The sequence below is a fragment of the Microcoleus vaginatus PCC 9802 genome (assembly GCA_022701275.1).
Lineage (GTDB): Bacteria > Cyanobacteriota > Cyanobacteriia > Cyanobacteriales > Microcoleaceae > Microcoleus > Microcoleus vaginatus_A.
Genome location: CP031740.1, coordinates 5,641,481 through 5,661,096, shown reverse-complemented (window position 1 = coordinate 5,661,096; position 19,616 = coordinate 5,641,481). Strand labels below are relative to the sequence as shown.

Genomic DNA, 19,616 nt, shown 5'->3' with positions numbered 1-19,616 from the left:
GGCTAGAAATTCTGACATTCCCACCGCAAAATATGAGTCCTGTAGTTAAAATTATTCAGCCCTCTGGCATTTTAGACGGCACCAAGGCAAGTCAATTCCGCCAAGAGATTAGCGACCTAGTGGAAGCGGGAGCCGATGTGGTATTGATAGACTTCACTGATGTGACATTTATGGATAGTTCTGGTTTGGGCGCTTTAGTCTTAGCGCTCAAAACAGTCCGGGCCGCTGGGAGTCAATTAGTTGTCTGTTCTATCAACGAGCAAATCCGCATCTTATTTGAACTCACCAGCATGGATCGAGTTTTCGAGATATTTCCGACCCGCGATGCTTTTAATAGCAAAATTCCCTCAACTAACTAAATCTTTGGGCTGCTGCCTTCTTGCTATTTGGTCGCAGATGCAATGCAAGAAGTCAGCTAGCCAAAGTTTACCTTGAGTAAAGACCAATCATCATCAAAAACTGCTTTAGCGTTCAACTTTTGAATGTAGTTCAAAACCAGCTCTAACTGGTCGGCACTTGCACCGTTGTAAGCTGCTAACAAATCTACGAAAGGGTCAAGCCCCCAGATATTGCCGTCAGGTTGGTGGATCTCGTATACCCCGTCGCTAAAGATGTAGAGAGTGCTCAAATCCTCGACATCGCAGCAATTATCGACATAGGGGGCGTCGGGGAACATCCCGACCGGCATTCCGGGGGTTTTTAATCGCTGGATTTTAGCGGTGCTCGCAGGGGACTGGGAAATCAACACGGCCGGTGGATGGCCGGCGCTGGCATAAACTAGCTGGCGAGAAATGCGGTTGTAAACGCCATACCAGATGGTGAAATACTTGTCATTTTGGTAGCTCATCTGGAAGGTGGTGTTCAGGGCGCGCAAAACGTCGCTGGGTTTGTAGTAGTCTATGTTGGGGAGCGTGCGCGATCGCAGCAAATTCAGCACGGCCACCGAAGGCAGCGCCGCCCGCAAACCGTGACCGGCTACGTCGAGCAAGTAAATCGCCAAATAATCGGCATCTAGCCAGTTGTAGTCGAAGCAATCTCCCCCCAACTGCCGGGAGGGAATGAATTTTGCCTCGATGCTAAAAGGTTCCGTCATCGGATCTGGCAGCAGCGATTGCACGTACTCGGCGGCCTCGGCTAACTCTGCTTCCAGACTTTGCTTGGCTATTTTCAAATCTCGGCTGAGTTGGTGCAGCCTCAATCCCGCGCGTACTCTCGCCTGTAACTCGTTGAGTTCGATCGGCTTGGAGATAAAATCGTCGGCACCGGCGTCGAGGCCTTTGACTCGATCGGCGATCGAACCCAAAGAAGTCAACAAAAAGAATTGTGTAGTTGACAGATCCGGATCTGCCTTGACTCGACGGCAGACATCGATGCCGGTCAAGCGCGGCATGATCCAATCGCAAATTATCAGGGCCGGACGCAATTTTTGCGCCTGGGCTACACCGTCTTCGCCATTGCTTGCTACTGTTACTTCGTAACCCTGTTTTTTCAGGGTTCTTCTCAGCAGTTCTTGAACAGCCGTATCATCGTCAATAACCAGAATTTGAAACATGGGCACTTAGGTACTACAAGTTTTTCAAGGTCTGGGGGTCATTTAAAATATATCCTGTCAGCGCCCTTGTCTGAGATTGAGTATAGTTTATTGACATCGCTTTCGAGGTAATTGCTTTTGACAGCGGGTTGTTGAGTTCAATTTACGTTAAAATTTGAGGAAAATTTGGCGTGATCGAACTTCACTCAGTTTATACTCAGAATATAAATTTTTATAGACTTTTATTTGCCACAGTCGCTGGTTGACATGAAAGTGCTATTTATGGTATAGTGACTAACCGATTAGTGGATTAGACATCGCTCGACGGCCCACCAAAGCTAGTATCCTCAAACTACCATTCAATTTTGCCGCCGTTGTATTTTGTCTCATCGTATTTTTTCTGGTTGTATTTTGCCCACGGGCCGATGAAGAACTTCTGTGGTGAGCGTGATTGAATTAAAGGGTTCCGAAAAGTTGCCGATGCTAAAAAAAGCGGATCTTCAAGTCAATACAGGTCTGAGTGGATTAAGCTGGGTTTTGTCGTGGTTTGGACAATTGTACGACTCGCGAATTCCTACAAGTGTGTGGATACGGTGTCAGTTAGCTTTGGCTGAGGGCTTTACGAATGCGGTGCGTCACGCCCACAAGGGCAAACCACCGGATTTGCGTGTTGAGATTCAGGTGGCGGTGTTCGCTGAATCTTTAGAGATTAAAATTTGGGACTCGGGCGATCCGTTTGATTTAGAGCAAAAAATCAAAGATATTTCGGAAAAAGTCGATATTAACTCTCCGGGCGGGCGGGGTCTAAAATTGATTAAAGACATCGCAGACAGTATTAGTTATGTGAGAACGGCTGATGGACGGAACTGTTTGTCGATGGTCAAAAATTATACTCCTGTCTCAACGCCGAACAATGAAGATGATATTTTGGAAGTGGTAGAGGAAATTTCTGATTAATGGGTTCATCGGGTTTTAAACGCGGGACAGAGGATTAAGCCACAGCAGAATTGTCCGTTTTAATTCATTTAATTCTCGATACACTTCTTGTTTGACCCATTGCCCGATCGCGTCGAAGGGTGTAAAAATTTGACCCACAGGCCAGCTAACATCTTGCCCCAAGGGCGTTTGATGGTTGCCAGTCAGAGTCTGAACTGTAATCATCTCGGGAAATCGTGCTTTTAGCAGTTTTGTCAACAGCAGGGTTTGGTCGATGTTGTCGCCGTTAAATTTGACTAAAAGATTGCGCCGAATTTGATAGCTATCTTGGACGAGGCGATTAGTCTCTTGCGGGGAAGGGGTAAACTCGACGTTAAAGACGGGGGAAATTTGCTCGACAATGGGGATTGCTTCGGATGCCGCATAATTGTTGAAAGAAATCAGAATATTGCCTGCCCTTTCTATGTCAAATACAGAACCGATCAGCAAGTGCAGTTTGCATCCCATGCTGTGTCCCATACCGTAAATGGGGAGATAGGAAGATTTGAGCAATTTACTGCCCCGCAGGCGATCGAGGGCATTTTCAAATTTGTTGAGCACATCGCGGGCGATCGCAATATGATCCAAAGTATTGACAAACGGCGTTGCGACTACAAGATATCCTTGATTCCCCAAAGCCTCTAACAGCCAGCGATAGGTGAGTTGCGGTGCTGTCGCCACAAATGCACCGCCGAGAAAATGTACGATCCCGATCGGTCTTGAGGGAATTAATACCCAATTGCCAGAAATTTCTTGCCAGTCCATAAATTCAATCTAATTCCAAATAAAAAGGCGCTCTTCCTCTGAAGGGAGAAAGCAGAATTTTTGCTAAAGTTTTGTTTTTATTTTATGTGGGAAAAAAGGGTGGGCTACCCATTTTTTCATTCAATAAACTTTGCTCTTTACTTATGTATGATATTTAGTGTAACTGTTTTGGCCACAAATAGCACGGCGGGCGCACGCTGCTATTTGCACGCTGTATAGGGTTGAAGCTGGCGGTTCAATAAATCAAGGCTGACATCGGCTGGCGACTTTCATAAAATTTTTATATTGTCTCCCATCGCACGGCTGCAAGCGCTTGTAATTAGTATTGCCGGTAATTGCTCAGACAGAATATTAACAGTCAAATACGGCTAAAAACCCGAATATGGCGTATTAACCAGCCCTTGGCGATCGGCTTCGATTCGGCTGTATTGGCAGCACCTAATTTCTTGACTAAACCCGCATACAACTATAGCATCCTTTAGGACAGCCCCCCGATTTCAGACGATCGCTGGGGGTTTAATTCTGGCGAATGAGCAATACCTTCTGCGGTGTGATGACTCAACTTTTCGTGATTCTTCATCCATTTCCACTTGTCCACAGTAGCTTTAGGATTGAGCACTGTGGTAGTGATGCCGTAAACAATAGTAGGCAAAACCTCCCGATTTAGCCAACTTTGTCCCAGCTTTCTCATGTAGTGCAGGGCCAAAACTTCTCGAAATTTGTTAAGCCTTTGCAAAAGCGGCAAATTCTTAAAACATAACTGTTCGTACTCGTGGAGTGATAACTCTTTTTCTCCCCGCAGCCGGCGCAGTTGGTTTTCCTTGACACACTCAGAAGCTATGCGCTTTTTCAGCCAGTGCTTATCTGTGAGAGATTTCCCTCTAATTCGATAATTCCCCAAAGGTTCTGTCGCCGCTAGCAAGCCATACTTTTGAGCAAGTTTGGTAAATAACTCTGTATCTTCTCCTACCTGCCAATCTTCTGCAAACCCGCCTTCTTTGAGAAGAATGGAGCGATCAACTACAACAGAAGACGGGAAAACCCAAGGACTTTCCCCTGTCTCCTTAATCGCCTGCATTTCTGCTTTAGTGGTAGGATAGGTGGGAATATAACTCAACTTCTTACCGTGCTTGTCTAAATATCGCAAAGCGTGAGCCACAGCTTTGACTTCGGGATTGTCTGCGAGCATCTTCAAACAAACTTCTAACTTATTGGGTTCCCAGGTATCGTCGCTGTCGATAAACGCTACATACTCGCCCGTGGCGCGATATATCATTAAATTTCTCGACTTAGAAACCCCGTAATTTTGGGAATTCCTGAAGTATTGAATTCTCGAATCTTGCTCTACCAGCTTAGCAGCCACTTTGTCAGTAGCATCAGTAGAGCAGTCATCAACAATTAAAATTTCTAGATTCTTGTGGGTACCATTGAGTACGGAGGCAACTGTCTCGGCCAGAGTGTCGGCAGCATTGAATGCAGGAATGATTACGCTGACTTTTTGGCTGTTCATAACTTGCATTAAGGTGTGGTTTGGTAGTTGTTCGCCGAAGTATAGTCTCTCAGCAGACACTCTAACTCCTTTACGTGCAAGTACCTGTAGTCAGGAAACTTGCCTACATACTGCCAATATAACAGATTTACCGATGTCAGTGTTATCTACCATAAGGATGGGACAGCCCTTAGCAGCCGGAGTGCAGACTATTATTTGGCGGGCAATTTGTCTGACACAAAGGCGACGGGTGCGAGGGATTGAGGGTTTTTTCCGGGGACTGGAGTTGTCATAAATTTGAGCGGATATTTTTGCTTTAATACGGCTTACCCAGAAAAAGCCAGCCTCACCCAAAATTATTGGTTTGAGAACTCTAGAACTACTAAAAAACCGGGTTTCTGACTCACATTGATTCCGGTTAATCGCTGAGCATAAAATTGTTTGTCATGTGCCAGGGGGGGGCGAGTAAGGACTTTGATTCCTCACTACAAACCTAATTATAATTATTTAATCCCACTTGAGGGCAAGATTGGGTAAATCCTTTTTTATTGATTCACTTACCAGTCGAACCACTGCCCAAAAACTGCTATGCTAAGTCTGCTATGTGTTGCATGACCATAGCAATCACCTAAAATACTGATTGTTTTGCTGCTGCTTAATCAGGATATGAAAAAAAATAAATTGAAAAGTCCGAAGCTTTATGAATACTGTTTATATGATTTGCCTCTTTAATTTTTCCTACAGTAAATCACAAACGCCGTTTTTCTGCGTTCATCAGATTTTGTGAAATCAGTATTTTCTCAAAAAAGATGCTTTTTCTAACTTGTTTAATTATTAAGTTACCCTAAGCTGTCCCTCCTTTCTCTCTTCCTCTTGTACCGCGAGAGCCTCCCAGGGTCAAATTGTTTTCCCGTCTGTCATAACAGGTAATTTATCTGCGATTGAACTTTGTGCCGCTAGGTCTTAGGGAAGACGATCGTAAAACTATACTGTAAAAAATCCTGGAATCACCCGTAAAAAATGTTGCCAAATTTCTTGAGCAAAGTGGAAATTTATACTTGTTGCCTAACAGTCTTGGTGTTGGGCGGCTGCCAGCAGCAGCTACAGCCAAACTTGCAACAGCAGCGCAGCAAACAGGGCATGGCAGTTTCGGCTCACCATCTGGGGAGCGCTGCGGGGCTGGCCCTGCTGCAACAGGGAGGCAATGCAGTGGATGCGGCGGCTGCTACGGCTTTGGCGATTTCGGTGGTGGAGCCTTTTTCGGCGGGTATCGGTGGCGGGGGTTTTTTGCTCCTGCGGCGGGCGGAAACGGGGACTGTGCAAGCGCTGGATTTCCGGGAACGAGCTCCGAAACGGGCGGCGCGGGATATGTACCTCGACAAGCAAGGCAAGGTGCGCCAAAGGGCAAGTCTGGACGGGCATTTGGCGGCGGGTATTCCGGGAACTGTTGCTGGACTTTACACGGTGCACCGCGAGTATGGTAAGTTGCCTTGGGCTGCGGTGGTGGCGCCGGCGATCGCCCTGGCTGAAAAAGGCTTTCCGGTAAGTTCGCGGTTTACCACGGCTACCGGGCGACGACAGGATGTGATCAAAAAAAACGGGGCGGCGCGGGAGGTTTTTACTCGTGGTGGCATTTTATACCAGCCGGGTGAGCTTTTGGTGCAGCGGGATTTGGCGCGGACTTTGCGGCAGATTGCACAAAATCCGCAGAGTTTTTATACCGGGGACATTGCGCGGGCGATCGCCGCCGACATGGCTAAAAACGGCGGCATTATCACTCTGGAAGATTTGAAAAACTATACGCCGATTTGGCGGAATCCGGTTTGCGGGAACTTTCGCACTTACGAAATTTGCGCCATGTCGCCTCCTTCTTCCGGCGGCGTTCATTTGTTGCAAATCTTAAATATTCTGGGAGATACGGATCTCAAGAGGTTGGGGAGGCAAAGTCCAGATACGCTACATTTACTGGCGGAGAGCATGAGGATTGCTTATGCTGACCGGGCACAGTATTTGGGCGACCCGGATTTTGTGAGGGTACCGGTCAAAGCTCTGACTAGCAGCAATTATGGCAAATGGAGACGATCGCAAATCCAAATGTCAAAAGCCACACCCTCTAGCGAGGTAAAGGCTATTGACGCTGAAACTTTGAACCGCTTTGTGTGGGAGTCTCCCGAAACTACCCACCTGACGGTAGTTGACAAAGAGCGCAATGTAGTAAGCTTAACGTTTACGGTGAATGGCGGTTTTGGGGCTGGAGTGGTGGCCGCGGGTACAGGAATTTTGCTCAACAACGAGATGGATGATTTTGCAGCGGCGCCGGGAGTGCCGAATTTGTTTGGTTTGGTGGGCGGGGAGGCAAATTCGATCGCCCCGGGGAAAACTCCTTTATCCAGCATGACGCCGGTCATCGTCACAGAAAATGGCAAATTTCGCCTCGCAGCGGGGGCTCCCGGAGGCAGCACGATTATTACTACGGTGTTGCAAATAGTGCTGAATGTGTTGGTTTACGACATGAATGTCGGCGAGGCTGTGTCTGCACCTCGGATACACCACCAGTGGAAACCGGATCGCCTGATGGTGGAACGGGGAGGTGTTGAGGCTGCGACGCTTTCGGAGTTGCGGCGGCGGGGACACCAGATTGTCGAAGGTGACGGCTGGGGCAATGCCAATGCGATCGTGCTGACTACGGATGGTTGGTTGGAGGGGGCTGCCGATCGGCGCGGCGAAGGAGAAGCAAGGGGGTTTTAGTCAACAGTCAGTCGATTAGAGATTTTAGATTTCAGACGGGGGTGAGACTTCGGCGACTCAACGATTTTAGATTTACTCCAGAGATGAATCTGCGAGGTTGAACTAGGGTCAAAAATTTTGATATCTCTACGACAGGATTGGGGGGCTGGTATCCGTTTTTTGGGCGAGGTCATGAGTCATTAGTCATTAGTCATTAGTCATTTTGGATCTCGCAAACGGTATTAAAACCTGGTTTCTTTTGTCTCCAGTGCGTAAGTCCTGAAATTATTAGTCTGTGTACGTTTATTTTTGCATCCGTATTTTTGCGCTGATGTTTATTGGCTGACTAACTGCCAACAATTACCAAAACAAATAATCACAAAAAGCGTAAATTCACTTATGTGTAAAGTTATTGTAAAGGCACTAGACATTGATACTTATTTAATGTAAAAATGAAGTTGGGCATAAAATCAGGTCTGTATCTTCCAGGAAAAATTTATGATAATTACTCACAAATTTGCTGCTTTAACAGCTACATTAACTACTGCTCTGAGTTGGTTGGCAGCGCCAGCAATGGCATTTTCGGTAGGGGCAACTAATAAAACTGAGACTTTAAAAAATAATTTATTGGGGGCTAATACAGCCGGGTTGAGTAATTTCTCTGTTTCAATTACGGGTAACTCCGCTGCTTTTGGTACTTTCACTAATGACCCCTTCGGTTTGACATCAGGCGTTGTTCTCAGCACTGGTAAAGTTGCCGATATACCTGGTCAGAATCGGAAAGATAACTTCACGACAAAGGACAGCGATTTAAACACGGACTTTGGCGCTAAGGGTGAAAAGGGGGATTTGACTCAGCTAAACCTCAGCTTTTTTGCTAATAGCACGGTGGAAAAGTTGTTCTTTGAATATGTATTTGCTTCGGAGGAGTTTCCTGAGTTCGGCGATTATCCTAAGTTTAATGATGATTTTGAACTGCTGCTGAATGGCACTAATTTGGCCAAATTGAGCGACGGAAAAACAGTTACGATTAATAATCTTGTTCCCAATTCAAATAATCGCTCTACAGATCACCCAGACTATATTGACAACCCAAGTTTTACAGGTATTGCTGCTAACATCATTAAGCTGGACGGTTTTACTAAAGTTTTAGGTTTTGAGGGTTTGCTCAAGCAAAATCAGACGAATGTTCTCAGCATTCGCATTAAAGATGTGGGTGATGGCAATTTAGATTCTGCTGTATTTATTAAAGGCGGTTCTGTGGGGACGGTTCAACCTGAGCCGGTTCCCGAACCGATGACTGTGGGGGGTTTGATGGCGGGAGGCGCTATGCTGGCTGCTGGACGAAAGTTACGCAATCGCCGTGGCGGAAGTAATTAATAACGGAAGGAAGAAGGAAGAAGGAAGAAGGAAGAAGGAAGAAGGAAGAAGGAAGAAACAGAACAGGAACCATTTTGGCGGTTGCTGTAATATGAATCTCGATTAGCCGTGTTGGAGACAGAAACGGGGTTTGATGAACGAAAAGACCTCGTTGCAGTTTTTGAAGGGGGTAAAAAACTCGGTTTGTGCGATCGCGATCGCGTAATATCATGTCAAGTAATTTAACCATTATGGGTACGCAGCGAGGAATGCAAGTCCTCATACAATTCTGACGACGAACGCCCTCACTACGAACCAATTTTATTGCGGTTGTTCTAGCGGACAGAATATAAGTTTTGATCCAAAATTCGCGAAGGGCGGATTTTTTTGTATTTGGAGTTGCAGCAAATATTTTGGGTAAAACCCGCCTCTACAACAACTGACTAAAAACTAAATCTTTTAGCTATGAACGGTACCGTCGGGTAAGATTGTACCTGTTAATGTAGTCCGGGTGAGCTTGACCATAACTCGATCGCCGTAACCGATTTTCGCTCCTGTTAAGTCAGCACCGCTCAAGTCAGCACCGCTCAAATCGGCTCCGATTAAGTTGCTTTCTCTCAAGTTGGCATTGATCAAACAAGCTCCTAACAAATTGGCCCTGAACAAGTTTGCTTGGTGCAAATTCGCGCCTGTGAGATTGACATTGTGTAGAAAAGCATCACTTAAGTCGGCTTCACTCAGGTTTGCATTGCTCAAGTTTCTTCCTGAAAAATCCTTTTCTTTTAAGGAAGCTCCTTTGAAGTTAGAACCGCTCAAATCGGGAGCTTGCGGCCCAGCTTGGCGGTAAGACTGAGATGGCGGTGGCTGTGATTGGTAGCGGGACGCCTCTGAATAGGGCCCTGCAGGGTTTCCCCCATAGTTTCCCGCATAATTTCCAGCATATTTTCCTGAAGAGGGTTCAGAAGAGTAGCGGGGTTCTTTTGGGGTGGCCGATGGTGGCTGGGTGTTTTGGTGCTGGGTGTTTGGATACTGACTATTTCTGTACTGAGTGTTTTGGTACTGAGTGTTTTGGTACTGAGTATTGGGTTGCTGAGTGTTTTGGTAATGAGTATTGGGTTGCTGAGTATTGGGTTGCTGGGTATTTTGTTGCTGGGTATTTTGTTGTTGGGTATTTTGTTGCTGGGTATTTCTGTACTGGGTATTTTGTTGCTGGGTATTTTGTTGCTGAGCGTTTCTGTACTGAGCGTTTTGTTGCTGGGTATTTTGTTGCTGAGTGTTTCTGTACTGAGCGTTTTGTTGCTGGGTATTTTGTTGCTGAGTGTTTCTGTACTGAGCGTTTTGTTGCTGGGTATTTTGTTGCTGAGTGTTTCTGTACTGAGCGTTTTGTTGCTGGGTGTGTTTGTGCTGAGTATGTTTGTGCTGAACGTTCTGATTCTGACCTCTTGGTTGAATCGATCGCAATTGTTCGCGAGCTTGATTAATTTCCTTAATCTTTTCTTCAGCTTTCTGTAGTAGTCTGGGATTGTCTTTGGGGATGCGATCGGGGTGCCAAATGAACGCTAAATCCTTGTAGGCTTGGCTAATTTCTTCTCTGGAAGCTCCCGGCAACAGTCCCAGCACTTTATAGTATTGGTCGAGGTCGTTCATTGTACCACCTTTCGCTTTAAGAAATTAGGAATTAAAAATTAAGATCGGAGCAAAAGCCGTTCTCAAAGCTTGCTTGTCCGATCGTACATTAGATGAACAATAACTCAGCTAAGCCGCTGCTGGCAAAAATTCTCGAATTCGCTGCAAATATGTTGCGGCATCCTCCAGCATCGGAAAGTGAGCCGTATTCGGAATTATAACAAATTCTACTTTTTTGCTGAGGGAGGCTGCTTGCTCTCCCATGACGGCGGGGATAATTTGGTCGAATTCTCCGGCAACAAGCAGTGTGGGAACACTCAGCCGCGCAAATTCTTGGGGCATTTCCTCGGCTGCTCTTTTGCTGACGGCCGTCACCATTGTACCTATAGCAGCTTGCTCGTCTGCCATTAAAAAATCCTTGAGAAACGCCAGACTGACCTCTCTGGGCAGGGAACGGCGCAAAAACCGGGCCATAAATAGCCGATCGGCAAACGGGATGGATGCCAGCCAAGAGGGTCTAAATTTTACCACATAGCCACCGAATTTGTGAAAAGTTGTAAAAGATTTTTCGTCGTATTCAAAAATCCCGCTGCAAGTGAGAATTGCTTTTTCTACTTTTTCGGGGTAAAGGTTCAGAAATAAAGTAGCAATTGATGCACCTGTGGAGTGAGCATTGAGAAAGACGCGGCTTAAATTCAGAGATTCTAATAATTCCGCTAAGTCGCGGGCATAGGTTTCGAGTTCGTAGCTGGACTCAGGAGGCTCTTTTGGCAAAGGCGATCGACCAAAACCTCTCATATCGTAAAGCAAACAATCAAAATCATCAGCCATAGCCCGTGCCGTGCTTTCCCAGTAGCGCGCTGATCCCGCCCAGCCGTGCAGAAATACCATCACTGGTTTCCCGCTAGGTTGAACCGTGTTATCTGCCGTTATCCACTCGTAATAATGTTCTACACCGCGAATTGAAATGAAAGACATGATATTGATTTGGGATTCTTAGATTTTAGATTTTAGATTTTAACTCATAATTGTTCACTAAATACCCAAATTCCCGACTTCTTTAAAAAGTCAGGAATCTTAAGACTACACCCATCAAAAAACTCAGCGTTAACCTGCGTCAATCCTCCCACATCTGCGGTAAAAAATCCTACCCATAGAAACCACCAGAAATCACAAAGCAATTTAATATTGCATCTATCAAAAAAATCTGCGTTAATCTGCGTCAATCCGCCCACATCTGCGGTAAAAAATTACCAACATAGGAACGAATCATAAATCTTAAGCCGCAGAAGCAGCCAGCCAAAATAAACCATCTACCAAAAGCGTGCTTAACACAGCTCCGCTGAAAGCGCGCCAGTGCAGTTCTCGATCGCGCAAACTCAGCAAACCGACTGTTAGCAACACAGCGATCAACACTAAAGCACAACCTATGCCCCAAGGAGTTTCGATTTGACCGATCGCACTTTGAAAAATCGGCATAGCTAATTCCGGTTCTGCGTGCATCACTTGCCGCCAGTAGGGCATCAACCCTGTTAAATAAAAATATAAATCAGTAATGGCAGTACCGAATAGCGAACCCAAGTAAAAATATCCGCCAACTTTTCCCCAAGATTTGCCCAAGCACCAAATAGCAAAAGGCAAGCCAATTGATTCTATAGGTAGATGTAAAATTGGTTCCCATCTAAACCAGCCCCAATAGATAGAACCTGCCAGCCAACATCCGGCAAATCCTAATAATAAATCTCCCCAAAGTTGGGTTTTAGGGCGAAAAATTAGGATTAAACTAAGTACGAACCAGGGGATAGTTGATAGCAAACTGATGGTTGGATATAAACGCACTAACGGTGCTTGCACGAATACTGGAATTGAGACTAAAAATGCTGAGGCGCTAAATATTAACCACTGTTTGATGGTGTTTGTTGTGCCTGAAGTGACAGAATTGTCGAGGCGGGCGATGGTGGCAATAGGTGCGATCGCTGAGGATACTAAATTAAGATTAAACAACTGATTGGACTCCGTATTGTTTCAATAGGTGGACTAAAAATTTTGCTGCGGTTGTGGGTGCGACAGTCTCAATGCCGGCGGCGCTTTGGCTGACGTGCCAGCCTTTTGCCGTTTCGGGAGTTCGCCATAAATCCAAATGTTCGATCGCCGGATCTGCATAAAAGCTTTCTCCACCGCCACCGAGAATTGCCGAACTCCAGTGCGTAAAGCTATCGTGGCTGATTCGGTGGATGGGAAAATTGCCCACCAGAGGTACTCCCCAACCGTCTAAGGCAAAAAAAGCCCCGACTTTGCCGCCGAGTTGCTGCCACATCCAAGCCGCCCCGATCGCCCCGGCTACTCCTGCCGAAAAGCTGACAAATACTAGACTTTCTCCTGCTAACTCTTCGCTGTACAAAAAGTGCAATATGTCAAGAGCAGAAAAAGGCGGATATTTATGAGCGGGAAAAATCTTGACAGGCTCGACTATTTGCTGGTTTTGGCGATCGGCTGCCAGCCCCCAAAGCCCCGAAAGTCCCGCCAGGAAACAGTCGGTTAGCTTTGGTTCGTGCACTCCGGGGCAAATTACCAGTCTCATAGTTCGTCAAGAAAGTTAATATAGTTCGCAACATAACTTTATCATATGCCTACTATATCATATACTACCCCTGGGGATAGGGTGTTAAACTGATAATAGAGTCAAGTTTGAAGAGTATCCCCCCAAGTTAAATGCTGGGAACGCTCCAAACAGCTTTAATCTGAGGCAAGGTCAGGGAGTCTTAAGAAAACATAAAACTTATCCCCCCCGGCCCCATTCCCTGTCAAGCTTAGCAAAGCCTGATTCTAGTTTTAAGCTGTTCTGTATTTAGATTTAACTTTTCTGGCGGCGTCGAAGCCGACCCCACAAAAGCTTAAAGAAACAGGATTGTGAAAATTAGAGGCCTGCCAGCTTAGCTGCCCTACGAATTTCGGGTCAGGGTCAAAAAACCGACTTAGGACTGATGCTCATCAATCCGGTTTCTAGGATAAATAAGAGGTTTGACCGGGAAGTATGGGCGCAGAAACCGGGAATCAGCCCCGCGCGGGCCAGTCGTGCGATCGCAAAGAATGAAAAATCTCCGATTCACCCTTCATCCTGCCTGGATCTCTTAGAATAAATAAAATTGAGGAATACAAAGTGGTTGCTTCTCCAGAAAAAATCGAGTCCAAAACATCTGCAGCACCCGCAAGTAATGATCGGGTTGCTGTATTACTGATGGGTTACGGCGAAGTCGAAAGCTACGACGATTTTGCCAACTACAACGAACAAGCTTTAAATTTGCTTACGGCAAAGTTTGCGCCAGTACCGCTTTGGATTTATCCGCCGCTGGCGAAGATTTTGGCAATCTTTGACTTGCACGAGTGGAGTCACCAACACGGTCAATTCGTTTCGCCGCACAATGCAATTTTTGAACAGCAGCGCGCTGGGATTGAAAAGAATTTACAGGAGAAATGGGGCGATAAAGTAAAAGTGTTCAAAGCTTTTAACTTTTGCGCCCCGTTTTTGCCGGAACAAGTAATCCCTCAAATTCAAGCAGAAGGATTTGACAAAATTCTGATTTATCCCCTGTTGGTAGTTGATTCTGTTTTCACCAGCGGCATTGCAGTCGAACAGGTGAATAAAGCTTTAGCACAAACCTTTGATGGTAAGGAACATTGGGTAAAAGGACAACGCTACATTCCTTCTTTTTACGATGAACCTGCTTACATCCAGCTAATGGCGGATTTGGTTGAAGAGGAAATTAAGAACGATTTAGCTGTAGCGCATTTGCCTTCTCAGATTGGGATTGTGCTGATGAATCACGGTTGTCCGCACAAGGCGAAGGGCTTTACTTCGGGAATTGTGGAAAGTCAAGCTTTGTACGATCGCGTGCGGGAACGTTTGATGTATCGCTATCCTTTGATTTCGGTGGGTTGGCTGAATCACGACACACCGCTGATTGAATGGACACAGCCGGATGCGACGTTGGCTGCGAAGAATTTGATTGATTTGGGTGCAACTGCGATCGTCTTTATGCCGATCGGATTTGCGACAGAAAATCACGAAACATTGTTAGATGTAGACCACATTATTGAGTCTTTGCAGAAACAGCGTCAAGGAGTTACTTACCGCAAATTGCCTTGCGTGAATGACCATCCAGAGTTTCTGAAAATGGCCGCTGAGTGGGCAAATCCGCAGATTGAAGCGTTGTTGAGTGAAACTGCGGTTGCTGTTAATCCGAGTTTGGCTTCAGCGCACCGCGAGCACGCGCATTCTCATGAAGGGCACGGGCATTCTCATGGCGGACACGGGGATTCTCATGGTAATCACGGGCATTCTCATGGTGATCACGGGCATTCTCATGGCGGGCACGGGCATTCTCATGGTGAACACGGTCATTCTCATGGCGGGCATGGCCATTCTCACGGGCACGGGCACAGTCATTAATTAGTTGAGTTAAAAAGTCGATCGCCCTTTGCTTGTTTTAGAGAAAGGGCGATTTTTTTGCTTATTTATGGTACTGTAAAACTTAACAATGATAGCCACAATCTTGTTGGGGTAAAAATGGGAACCAGTATCAGTAAGTTAATAGAGCGCTGGAAATCTCTACCAAGTAACTACTCAGAAGCCGATCTGAAAGCACACTTAATTCCCCTGATATGGGAGGTTATAGGTCTTAAGTTCGAGCAGATAACGACTGGAAGTTTAGGTTCTGGAACAGGCTTAAAACCCGATTACTTAATATATGACGAATTAGACAAGCCACCTAGAATAGTTGTTGAGATTAAAAAGCGTAGTAGCTTATTTTATGACGCTCCAGAGCAAGGGTTCTCCGATTTTTGCCAGCAGCAAAAGTTGTATAAAGATGCGGTAGGCTATAATAGTACAGGTAACAATGGAATTAAGCAGTACCTCGACAATACAAAAGTACCGCTTGACTATCTAGCTGCTTACGGATGGGTATTTAATGGTGACTTCTTTCAAGTTTGGCGGCGAGTTGAAGGGCTGGTTTTCCCTTTAACTCCCGTGCTAAAAGTGACAGCAGCAAATTTTCATAAGCTTTTGCGTCAATTAGAGTATTGCTTGACTCCTCAGCGGGCTTTGGTAACAGCCATTTGGAATCAGAAAGGAGGCGTAGCAAAGACAACTAACACCATCAATCTAGGCGCAGCACTCGCGACAGAAGGCAAGAAGGTTTTGCTGATTGACTTAGACCCGCAAACTGATTTAACCAGAGGGCTGAAAGCCAAGATTCAAGTTAAGAACTACTTGAAGGATTGCAGCGATCAAATTCAAGTTAAAAACGACAAAACTACCAAGAAGATTTTGAGCAATGCAGTCCAACTCCGCAATTTCCCGACCACTGACAGCAAGCCTTTTTCCTTGTCAGTTTTGCCGGGAGAGACGGAGGAGTTAAAAGCTTTTCGAGATAGCACCAACTTTCCAGACTCGCTCAAAAGGTCATTCGTCAAGACAATTATTAACCTGCTGAGTGATGACTACGACTACATATTCATTGACGCTTCCCCTACAGCAGATATCTTGACATTGGCGATGCTAGCTTCTTGCGACACTGTTTTAATCCCTGTGGATTTTGACAAAAAATCACTGCATCATGCAGCAGGAGTTGACAAGGCCATTCCTAGATGGAGAAATGCTAGGGTTCAGAAGGGGGAATTGCCTGTTGCTCCCTGGAACCTTGGTTTAGTGTTCAGCAATTGTCCTGCTGAAAAGGGCAGCATCCTCCAGAATCACATCAACGATACAATCACACAACTAAACTTCACTGGAAAGCCCTACAAAACTGAGTTAAAAAGTTACGCTCAGACTAAGGTTGCAGAATTTCAACAACGACCAGTAATTTGCTGGCACAAATCCCCCATCACCAAACTCTACAAAAACCTCGCCCAAGAAGTATTTCTCCAGCACAACTTTATCGATAATTAGCAGGCAATTATGGCACCTTTTCAAGAAGAAGAATTCTCGGCTGACATTCCACTAGGACAAGTTTTGCAATTACCATGTAAGTTTATTCAGGGTAAGTCAAATGTAGCTGCCAAACAAATCGAAGCCATAGCAGAGCAGTTGAGTAAAACGGAAAAAAACATTTTGCCTATTGTAGTTAAGCCCTTAGATGAAGACAACTACCAATCAGTTTTCAATACTCAGATATTAGATGCAGCCCGTTTAGCTAAAAAGGATTTCGTCTGGTGTATCATTGTTGATGAGCCAATGCTGGAACAGATACAAATAGAAGCTGGGCTGGTTATTACTCCGCCTACAGTAGCAACTAACATCCTTGTCGCTTCCGAGCAAGAAATACAGGAAGCACTAGAGCGCATCAAAGCTCAACAGCCTAGTTTTGGCAAGGTTGATGCCTTAAACGCTGCCAAGGCTATCATGGAATACAGGAAGACAAAGAAGCCTACAAGCCTAAACTTTTTGACTACTTTAAAATGTGGAATCGGCAAAGCAAAAATTCCCCTGGTATCCGATTTTTTAACCGTTAATTAATACCAATTTTCCATGAAACAGAATGACGATCGCACTTTTCCTGAAATTACCTATGTGCGCGGCGCTAGTGGCCAACTCGTTCCAGTTTTGCGCGGCACTCGCTTGCGGGTGCAAACAATAGTCATCGCAGCCCAGAAATGGGGTTTTTCGCCAAACCAAATTGCGGCTGAGTATGACTTAAGTGAAGCTCAAGTGAACGATGTTCTCGCTTTTTATGCCGCCCACTCTCAGGAAATAGATGCCTCTATTGACGCTGAGAAAATTATCGAATCCGTAACTCGTCGGCGGTATTCCCTTGAGGAGTTGGTTGAGGCGATCGCGCCTGAGAATCTTCATAATGAGATTGACAGTGGAGTTGCTATGGGGAACGAAGTTTGGTGACATAAATAATCAAATCCCTCTTCGCGACATTACTTTATACTTCTTGTAAAATGCGACTATTCAAACGCTCATATTCATCCTCTAGGAGCCACATTTTAGCAGCTTCGTAATTGTCACTAGAAAAAATAATTTTATAATTTTGTGCCGGGTTATGGATGCAAAACTTACCTGATTTTTCCTTAACTAACATCAGGATATAAGGAGGAGATATCAGAGTATCAGCCCAGATTTCCGCAAACTCCCACTCACTCTCTTGCTCTGATTCTTGACTGATTTTAGTAGCTTGTACGGGGTCTTGTGCGAGGTATGACATGATATTTACCTGTGGTTTTCTTAATCTTTATTTCACCGTAGTTTAGTGGTATCCGAGTACCGTCTGCTTTCAGTATATAACCAATTTGTTCTGAAAAGTACAATCCATAGCGTTCATAATTATCCTCTGGATCGTCCGCTCCTGTGCGTTCGCCTCTTGTCTTGATTTCTGCGGCGACTCTTTCCATTGTTTCTCTATCATTAAAGAGATGGACAATTCCTTCGCTTTCAAGTTCGCTTTCTGCTTTTTGGGTTCCGGGGAGATGTTTGTCAATGAGACTGCTTCGGGTTTCTAGAGTAACTTCACGGTCAATTCCACTCATACATGGCAAGCCTGTAGCCAATAACACCGAATCCATCTTATTATATTGATGCCAAAAAAAGGAACCGGGTTTTTTGCCCGGTTCAAAGGCTGTAACCAAGTATTCTCGCAAAAACCCGGTTTCTGACTACCCCTGCGTCCAGGACTATAGATAAACCTGCCCCGGCTATACGAATTGAATTGCGATCGCCCCAACCAACTTATCCATCTCCGCCTCAGTTGTAAAATAGTGAACACAAGCCCGCACACAATCAGGATTAAGAATTGTCCGCACCATAATCCCCTGTTTCTCCAAGACATCAACTAGCTTTTTGTGCGGCATCCCATTAGTTAATCGAAACGAAACCAAACCCGCTTCCGGCGCAGATTTTCGCAAACATTCGACATCGGGAAGTTCCGATAAACGCTCCCAGAGATACTTACTCAAACGGCAAATTTCTGCATACCTTTCCTCGATCGTACCCCATTCATGTTGCAGGGCGATCGCACTCCGCAAACCCGCATACAAAGGATAAGCCGAAGTCGCAATTTCATAGCGCTGCGATCCCGACTTCCACCCAAGGACTTTAGCATTAGCATCCGTCACAATTCCCCGCCAACCGATAAACACCGGATGCAAATCTGCCAAAGCTTCAGCACTCACATAAAGCCCCCCCAAACCTTCCGGGCCGCACCACCATTTGTGACCAGTAAAAGCATAAAAATCAACCCCCGATTCAATCAAATTTAAAGGCAAAACCCCCACAGATTGAGCCGCATCAACTAACACTCTAACTTTGTAATCCTTGGCAGGCAATTCCTCTTGTTCCCCCCCTTGAATCAGGGACAAATCCTCTTTTCCCTCCCCTTGAACCAGAGAAAAATCCTCTTGTCCCCCCCCTTGGCAAGGGGGGGTTAGGGGGGGTTTTATATCTGTTTCCTCCTCGGCGGATTGAATCAGCGAAAAATCCTCTTGTCCCCCCCCTTGGCAAGGGGGGGCTAGGGGGCGTTCATGACACACTTTCACAATCTCAGCCAGAGGCAAAACTTGGCCAGTATTCCACAAAATGTGACTGATAACCAACAAGCGAGTATTTGGCTGCAAACTATCAGCAATCACCGCCACCGGATCGCCCTCATTCAAAGTAGCCGCCAACGGACAAACCGAAACCTCAATGTTGAAACGGCGCTGAAGTTCCATTACACTAGCTACAATGCCCGGATGTTCGCAATCAGAAAGCAGCAAATGGTCGCCAGCTTTCCAGTCAATGCCCCACAGCGCAATATTGCAGCCGACGGTGACATCTTCAGTCAGGGCAATGGTTTCAGGAGGTACGGTCAACTCAGATGCGATCGCACGTCGCGTCAGCATCGCCTCCTGAACCACCCAAGCCCCCACCTCCGCCGAAAACGGCCCTCCAAGCTGTACCCGTTTGTAAGCCTCATAAATCGCCTCTAAAGCAGGCTCAGGCAGCGGCCCTTGTCCGCCGTAGTTAAAATAAGCTTTATTGGCCAAAGCTGGGAATTGTTGCCGGTGATTGTCCTTTGTCATTTTTTCTGGCGAATTATTGATAGCGTTAATATTGAATAACTGATGGTGTGAACTTTCTATCCTTTGACTTGTGCCTCAAGC

At 45.8% G+C, this 19,616-nt stretch carries 19 protein-coding genes; 8 read left to right on the top strand and 11 right to left on the bottom strand.

Annotated elements, in window-relative coordinates:
- The first annotated feature begins 32 nt into the window (after positions 1-32).
- Complete coding sequence (locus tag D0A34_23395; protein ID UNU21398.1) at positions 33-359, top strand: anti-sigma factor antagonist; 327 nt, start codon at positions 33-35, stop codon at positions 357-359.
- Positions 360-415: 56 nt separating this feature from the next.
- Here D0A34_23395 and D0A34_23390 read toward each other — a convergent pair whose 3' ends face one another.
- Positions 416-1,552: a response regulator gene (locus tag D0A34_23390; GenBank protein ID UNU21397.1), complete on the bottom strand. Its 1,137-nt coding sequence runs from the start codon at positions 1,550-1,552 to the stop codon at positions 416-418.
- A 426-nt stretch (positions 1,553-1,978) separates the two neighbouring features.
- On the opposite strand from D0A34_23390, the gene D0A34_23385 reads away from it, so the two are divergent.
- Positions 1,979-2,488, top strand: coding sequence for an ATP-binding protein (locus D0A34_23385; protein ID UNU22433.1), 510 nt, complete (start codon positions 1,979-1,981; stop codon positions 2,486-2,488).
- Positions 2,489-2,503: 15 nt separating this feature from the next.
- Here the strand turns inward: D0A34_23385 and D0A34_23380 are convergent, their stop codons facing one another.
- Both D0A34_23380 and D0A34_23375 read right to left on the bottom strand, forming a co-directional pair.
- Entirely contained in the window at positions 2,504-3,271 is a 768-nt protein-coding gene (locus D0A34_23380) for a DUF1350 domain-containing protein (GenBank protein UNU21396.1), read from the bottom strand.
- 478 nt (positions 3,272-3,749) lie between these two features.
- Positions 3,750-4,790, bottom strand: coding sequence for a glycosyltransferase family 2 protein (locus tag D0A34_23375; protein UNU21395.1), 1,041 nt, complete (start codon positions 4,788-4,790; stop codon positions 3,750-3,752).
- 990 nt (positions 4,791-5,780) lie between these two features.
- Between D0A34_23375 and ggt the strand changes: the two genes are divergently transcribed.
- The gene (gene ggt / locus D0A34_23370; GenBank protein UNU21394.1) at positions 5,781-7,508 is read left to right on the top strand and encodes a gamma-glutamyltransferase; all 1,728 of its coding nucleotides are present in this window, start codon (positions 5,781-5,783) and stop codon (positions 7,506-7,508) included.
- 477 nt (positions 7,509-7,985) lie between these two features.
- A complete protein-coding gene (locus D0A34_23365; protein UNU21393.1) occupies positions 7,986-8,867 on the top strand; it encodes a PEP-CTERM sorting domain-containing protein in 882 nt (293 codons plus the stop codon).
- Between the two features lie 438 nt (positions 8,868-9,305).
- Here the strand turns inward: D0A34_23365 and D0A34_23360 are convergent, their stop codons facing one another.
- The 5 genes from D0A34_23360 to D0A34_23340 form a co-directional block, all read right to left on the bottom strand.
- Entirely contained in the window at positions 9,306-10,493 is a 1,188-nt protein-coding gene (locus tag D0A34_23360; GenBank protein UNU21392.1) for a molecular chaperone DnaJ, read from the bottom strand.
- A 108-nt stretch (positions 10,494-10,601) separates the two neighbouring features.
- Positions 10,602-11,450, bottom strand: a complete 849-nt coding sequence (locus tag D0A34_23355; GenBank protein ID UNU21391.1) for an alpha/beta hydrolase — start codon at positions 11,448-11,450, stop codon at positions 10,602-10,604.
- A gap of 44 nt (positions 11,451-11,494) precedes the next feature.
- Positions 11,495-11,707, bottom strand: coding sequence for a hypothetical protein (locus D0A34_23350; protein ID UNU21390.1), 213 nt, complete (start codon positions 11,705-11,707; stop codon positions 11,495-11,497).
- Between the two features lie 43 nt (positions 11,708-11,750).
- Positions 11,751-12,476, bottom strand: coding sequence for a DUF3120 domain-containing protein (locus D0A34_23345; protein ID UNU21389.1), 726 nt, complete (start codon positions 12,474-12,476; stop codon positions 11,751-11,753).
- Complete coding sequence (locus D0A34_23340) at positions 12,469-13,053, bottom strand: hypothetical protein (GenBank protein ID UNU21388.1); 585 nt, start codon at positions 13,051-13,053, stop codon at positions 12,469-12,471. Before D0A34_23340 ends, D0A34_23345 begins: the two co-directional genes overlap by 8 nt.
- A 579-nt stretch (positions 13,054-13,632) precedes the next feature.
- On the opposite strand from D0A34_23340, the gene D0A34_23335 reads away from it, so the two are divergent.
- The 4 genes from D0A34_23335 (at position 13,633) to D0A34_23320 (ending at position 17,370) form a co-directional block, all read left to right on the top strand.
- Positions 13,633-14,922 carry a ferrochelatase gene (locus D0A34_23335; protein ID UNU21387.1) on the top strand — a complete coding sequence of 430 codons (1,290 nt, stop codon included), beginning with the start codon at positions 13,633-13,635 and terminating at the stop codon, positions 14,920-14,922.
- 117 nt (positions 14,923-15,039) lie between these two features.
- The gene (locus D0A34_23330; GenBank protein UNU21386.1) at positions 15,040-16,422 is read left to right on the top strand and encodes a ParA family protein; all 1,383 of its coding nucleotides are present in this window, start codon (positions 15,040-15,042) and stop codon (positions 16,420-16,422) included.
- A 9-nt stretch (positions 16,423-16,431) separates the two neighbouring features.
- Entirely contained in the window at positions 16,432-16,989 is a 558-nt protein-coding gene (locus D0A34_23325) for a hypothetical protein (protein UNU21385.1), read from the top strand.
- 12 nt (positions 16,990-17,001) lie between these two features.
- Positions 17,002-17,370, top strand: a complete 369-nt coding sequence (locus tag D0A34_23320) for a DUF433 domain-containing protein (protein ID UNU21384.1) — start codon at positions 17,002-17,004, stop codon at positions 17,368-17,370.
- A 34-nt stretch (positions 17,371-17,404) separates the two neighbouring features.
- On the opposite strand, the gene D0A34_23315 is transcribed toward D0A34_23320, so the two are convergent.
- The 3 genes from D0A34_23315 to D0A34_23305 form a co-directional block, all read right to left on the bottom strand.
- Complete coding sequence (locus tag D0A34_23315; GenBank protein ID UNU22432.1) at positions 17,405-17,644, bottom strand: hypothetical protein; 240 nt, start codon at positions 17,642-17,644, stop codon at positions 17,405-17,407.
- 1 nt (position 17,645) lies between these two features.
- Positions 17,646-18,005, bottom strand: a complete 360-nt coding sequence (locus tag D0A34_23310; protein UNU22431.1) for a hypothetical protein — start codon at positions 18,003-18,005, stop codon at positions 17,646-17,648.
- 165 nt (positions 18,006-18,170) lie between these two features.
- Positions 18,171-19,535 carry an aminotransferase class V-fold PLP-dependent enzyme gene (locus tag D0A34_23305; GenBank protein UNU21383.1) on the bottom strand — a complete coding sequence of 455 codons (1,365 nt, stop codon included), beginning with the start codon at positions 19,533-19,535 and terminating at the stop codon, positions 18,171-18,173.
- Between the last annotated feature and the right edge of the window lie 81 nt (positions 19,536-19,616).

What these genes read in the sequence shown, in the direction of transcription:
- D0A34_23395 (UNU21398.1), top strand. Translation starts at nt 33, where the DNA reads ATGAGTCCTGTAGTTAAAATTATTCAGCCCTCTGGCATTTTAGACGGC.
- D0A34_23390 (UNU21397.1), bottom strand. Translation starts at nt 1,552, where the DNA reads ATGTTTCAAATTCTGGTTATTGACGATGATACGGCTGTTCAAGAACTG.
- D0A34_23380 (UNU21396.1), bottom strand. Translation starts at nt 3,271, where the DNA reads ATGGACTGGCAAGAAATTTCTGGCAATTGGGTATTAATTCCCTCAAGA.
- D0A34_23375 (UNU21395.1), bottom strand. Translation starts at nt 4,790, where the DNA reads ATGCAAGTTATGAACAGCCAAAAAGTCAGCGTAATCATTCCTGCATTC.
- ggt (UNU21394.1), top strand. Translation starts at nt 5,781, where the DNA reads ATGTTGCCAAATTTCTTGAGCAAAGTGGAAATTTATACTTGTTGCCTA.
- D0A34_23365 (UNU21393.1), top strand. Translation starts at nt 7,986, where the DNA reads ATGATAATTACTCACAAATTTGCTGCTTTAACAGCTACATTAACTACT.
- D0A34_23360 (UNU21392.1), bottom strand. Translation starts at nt 10,493, where the DNA reads ATGAACGACCTCGACCAATACTATAAAGTGCTGGGACTGTTGCCGGGA.
- D0A34_23355 (UNU21391.1), bottom strand. Translation starts at nt 11,450, where the DNA reads ATGTCTTTCATTTCAATTCGCGGTGTAGAACATTATTACGAGTGGATA.
- D0A34_23340 (UNU21388.1), bottom strand. Translation starts at nt 13,053, where the DNA reads ATGAGACTGGTAATTTGCCCCGGAGTGCACGAACCAAAGCTAACCGAC.
- D0A34_23330 (UNU21386.1), top strand. Translation starts at nt 15,040, where the DNA reads ATGGGAACCAGTATCAGTAAGTTAATAGAGCGCTGGAAATCTCTACCA.
- D0A34_23325 (UNU21385.1), top strand. Translation starts at nt 16,432, where the DNA reads ATGGCACCTTTTCAAGAAGAAGAATTCTCGGCTGACATTCCACTAGGA.
- D0A34_23320 (UNU21384.1), top strand. Translation starts at nt 17,002, where the DNA reads ATGAAACAGAATGACGATCGCACTTTTCCTGAAATTACCTATGTGCGC.
- D0A34_23310 (UNU22431.1), bottom strand. Translation starts at nt 18,005, where the DNA reads ATGAGTGGAATTGACCGTGAAGTTACTCTAGAAACCCGAAGCAGTCTC.
- D0A34_23305 (UNU21383.1), bottom strand. Translation starts at nt 19,535, where the DNA reads ATGACAAAGGACAATCACCGGCAACAATTCCCAGCTTTGGCCAATAAA.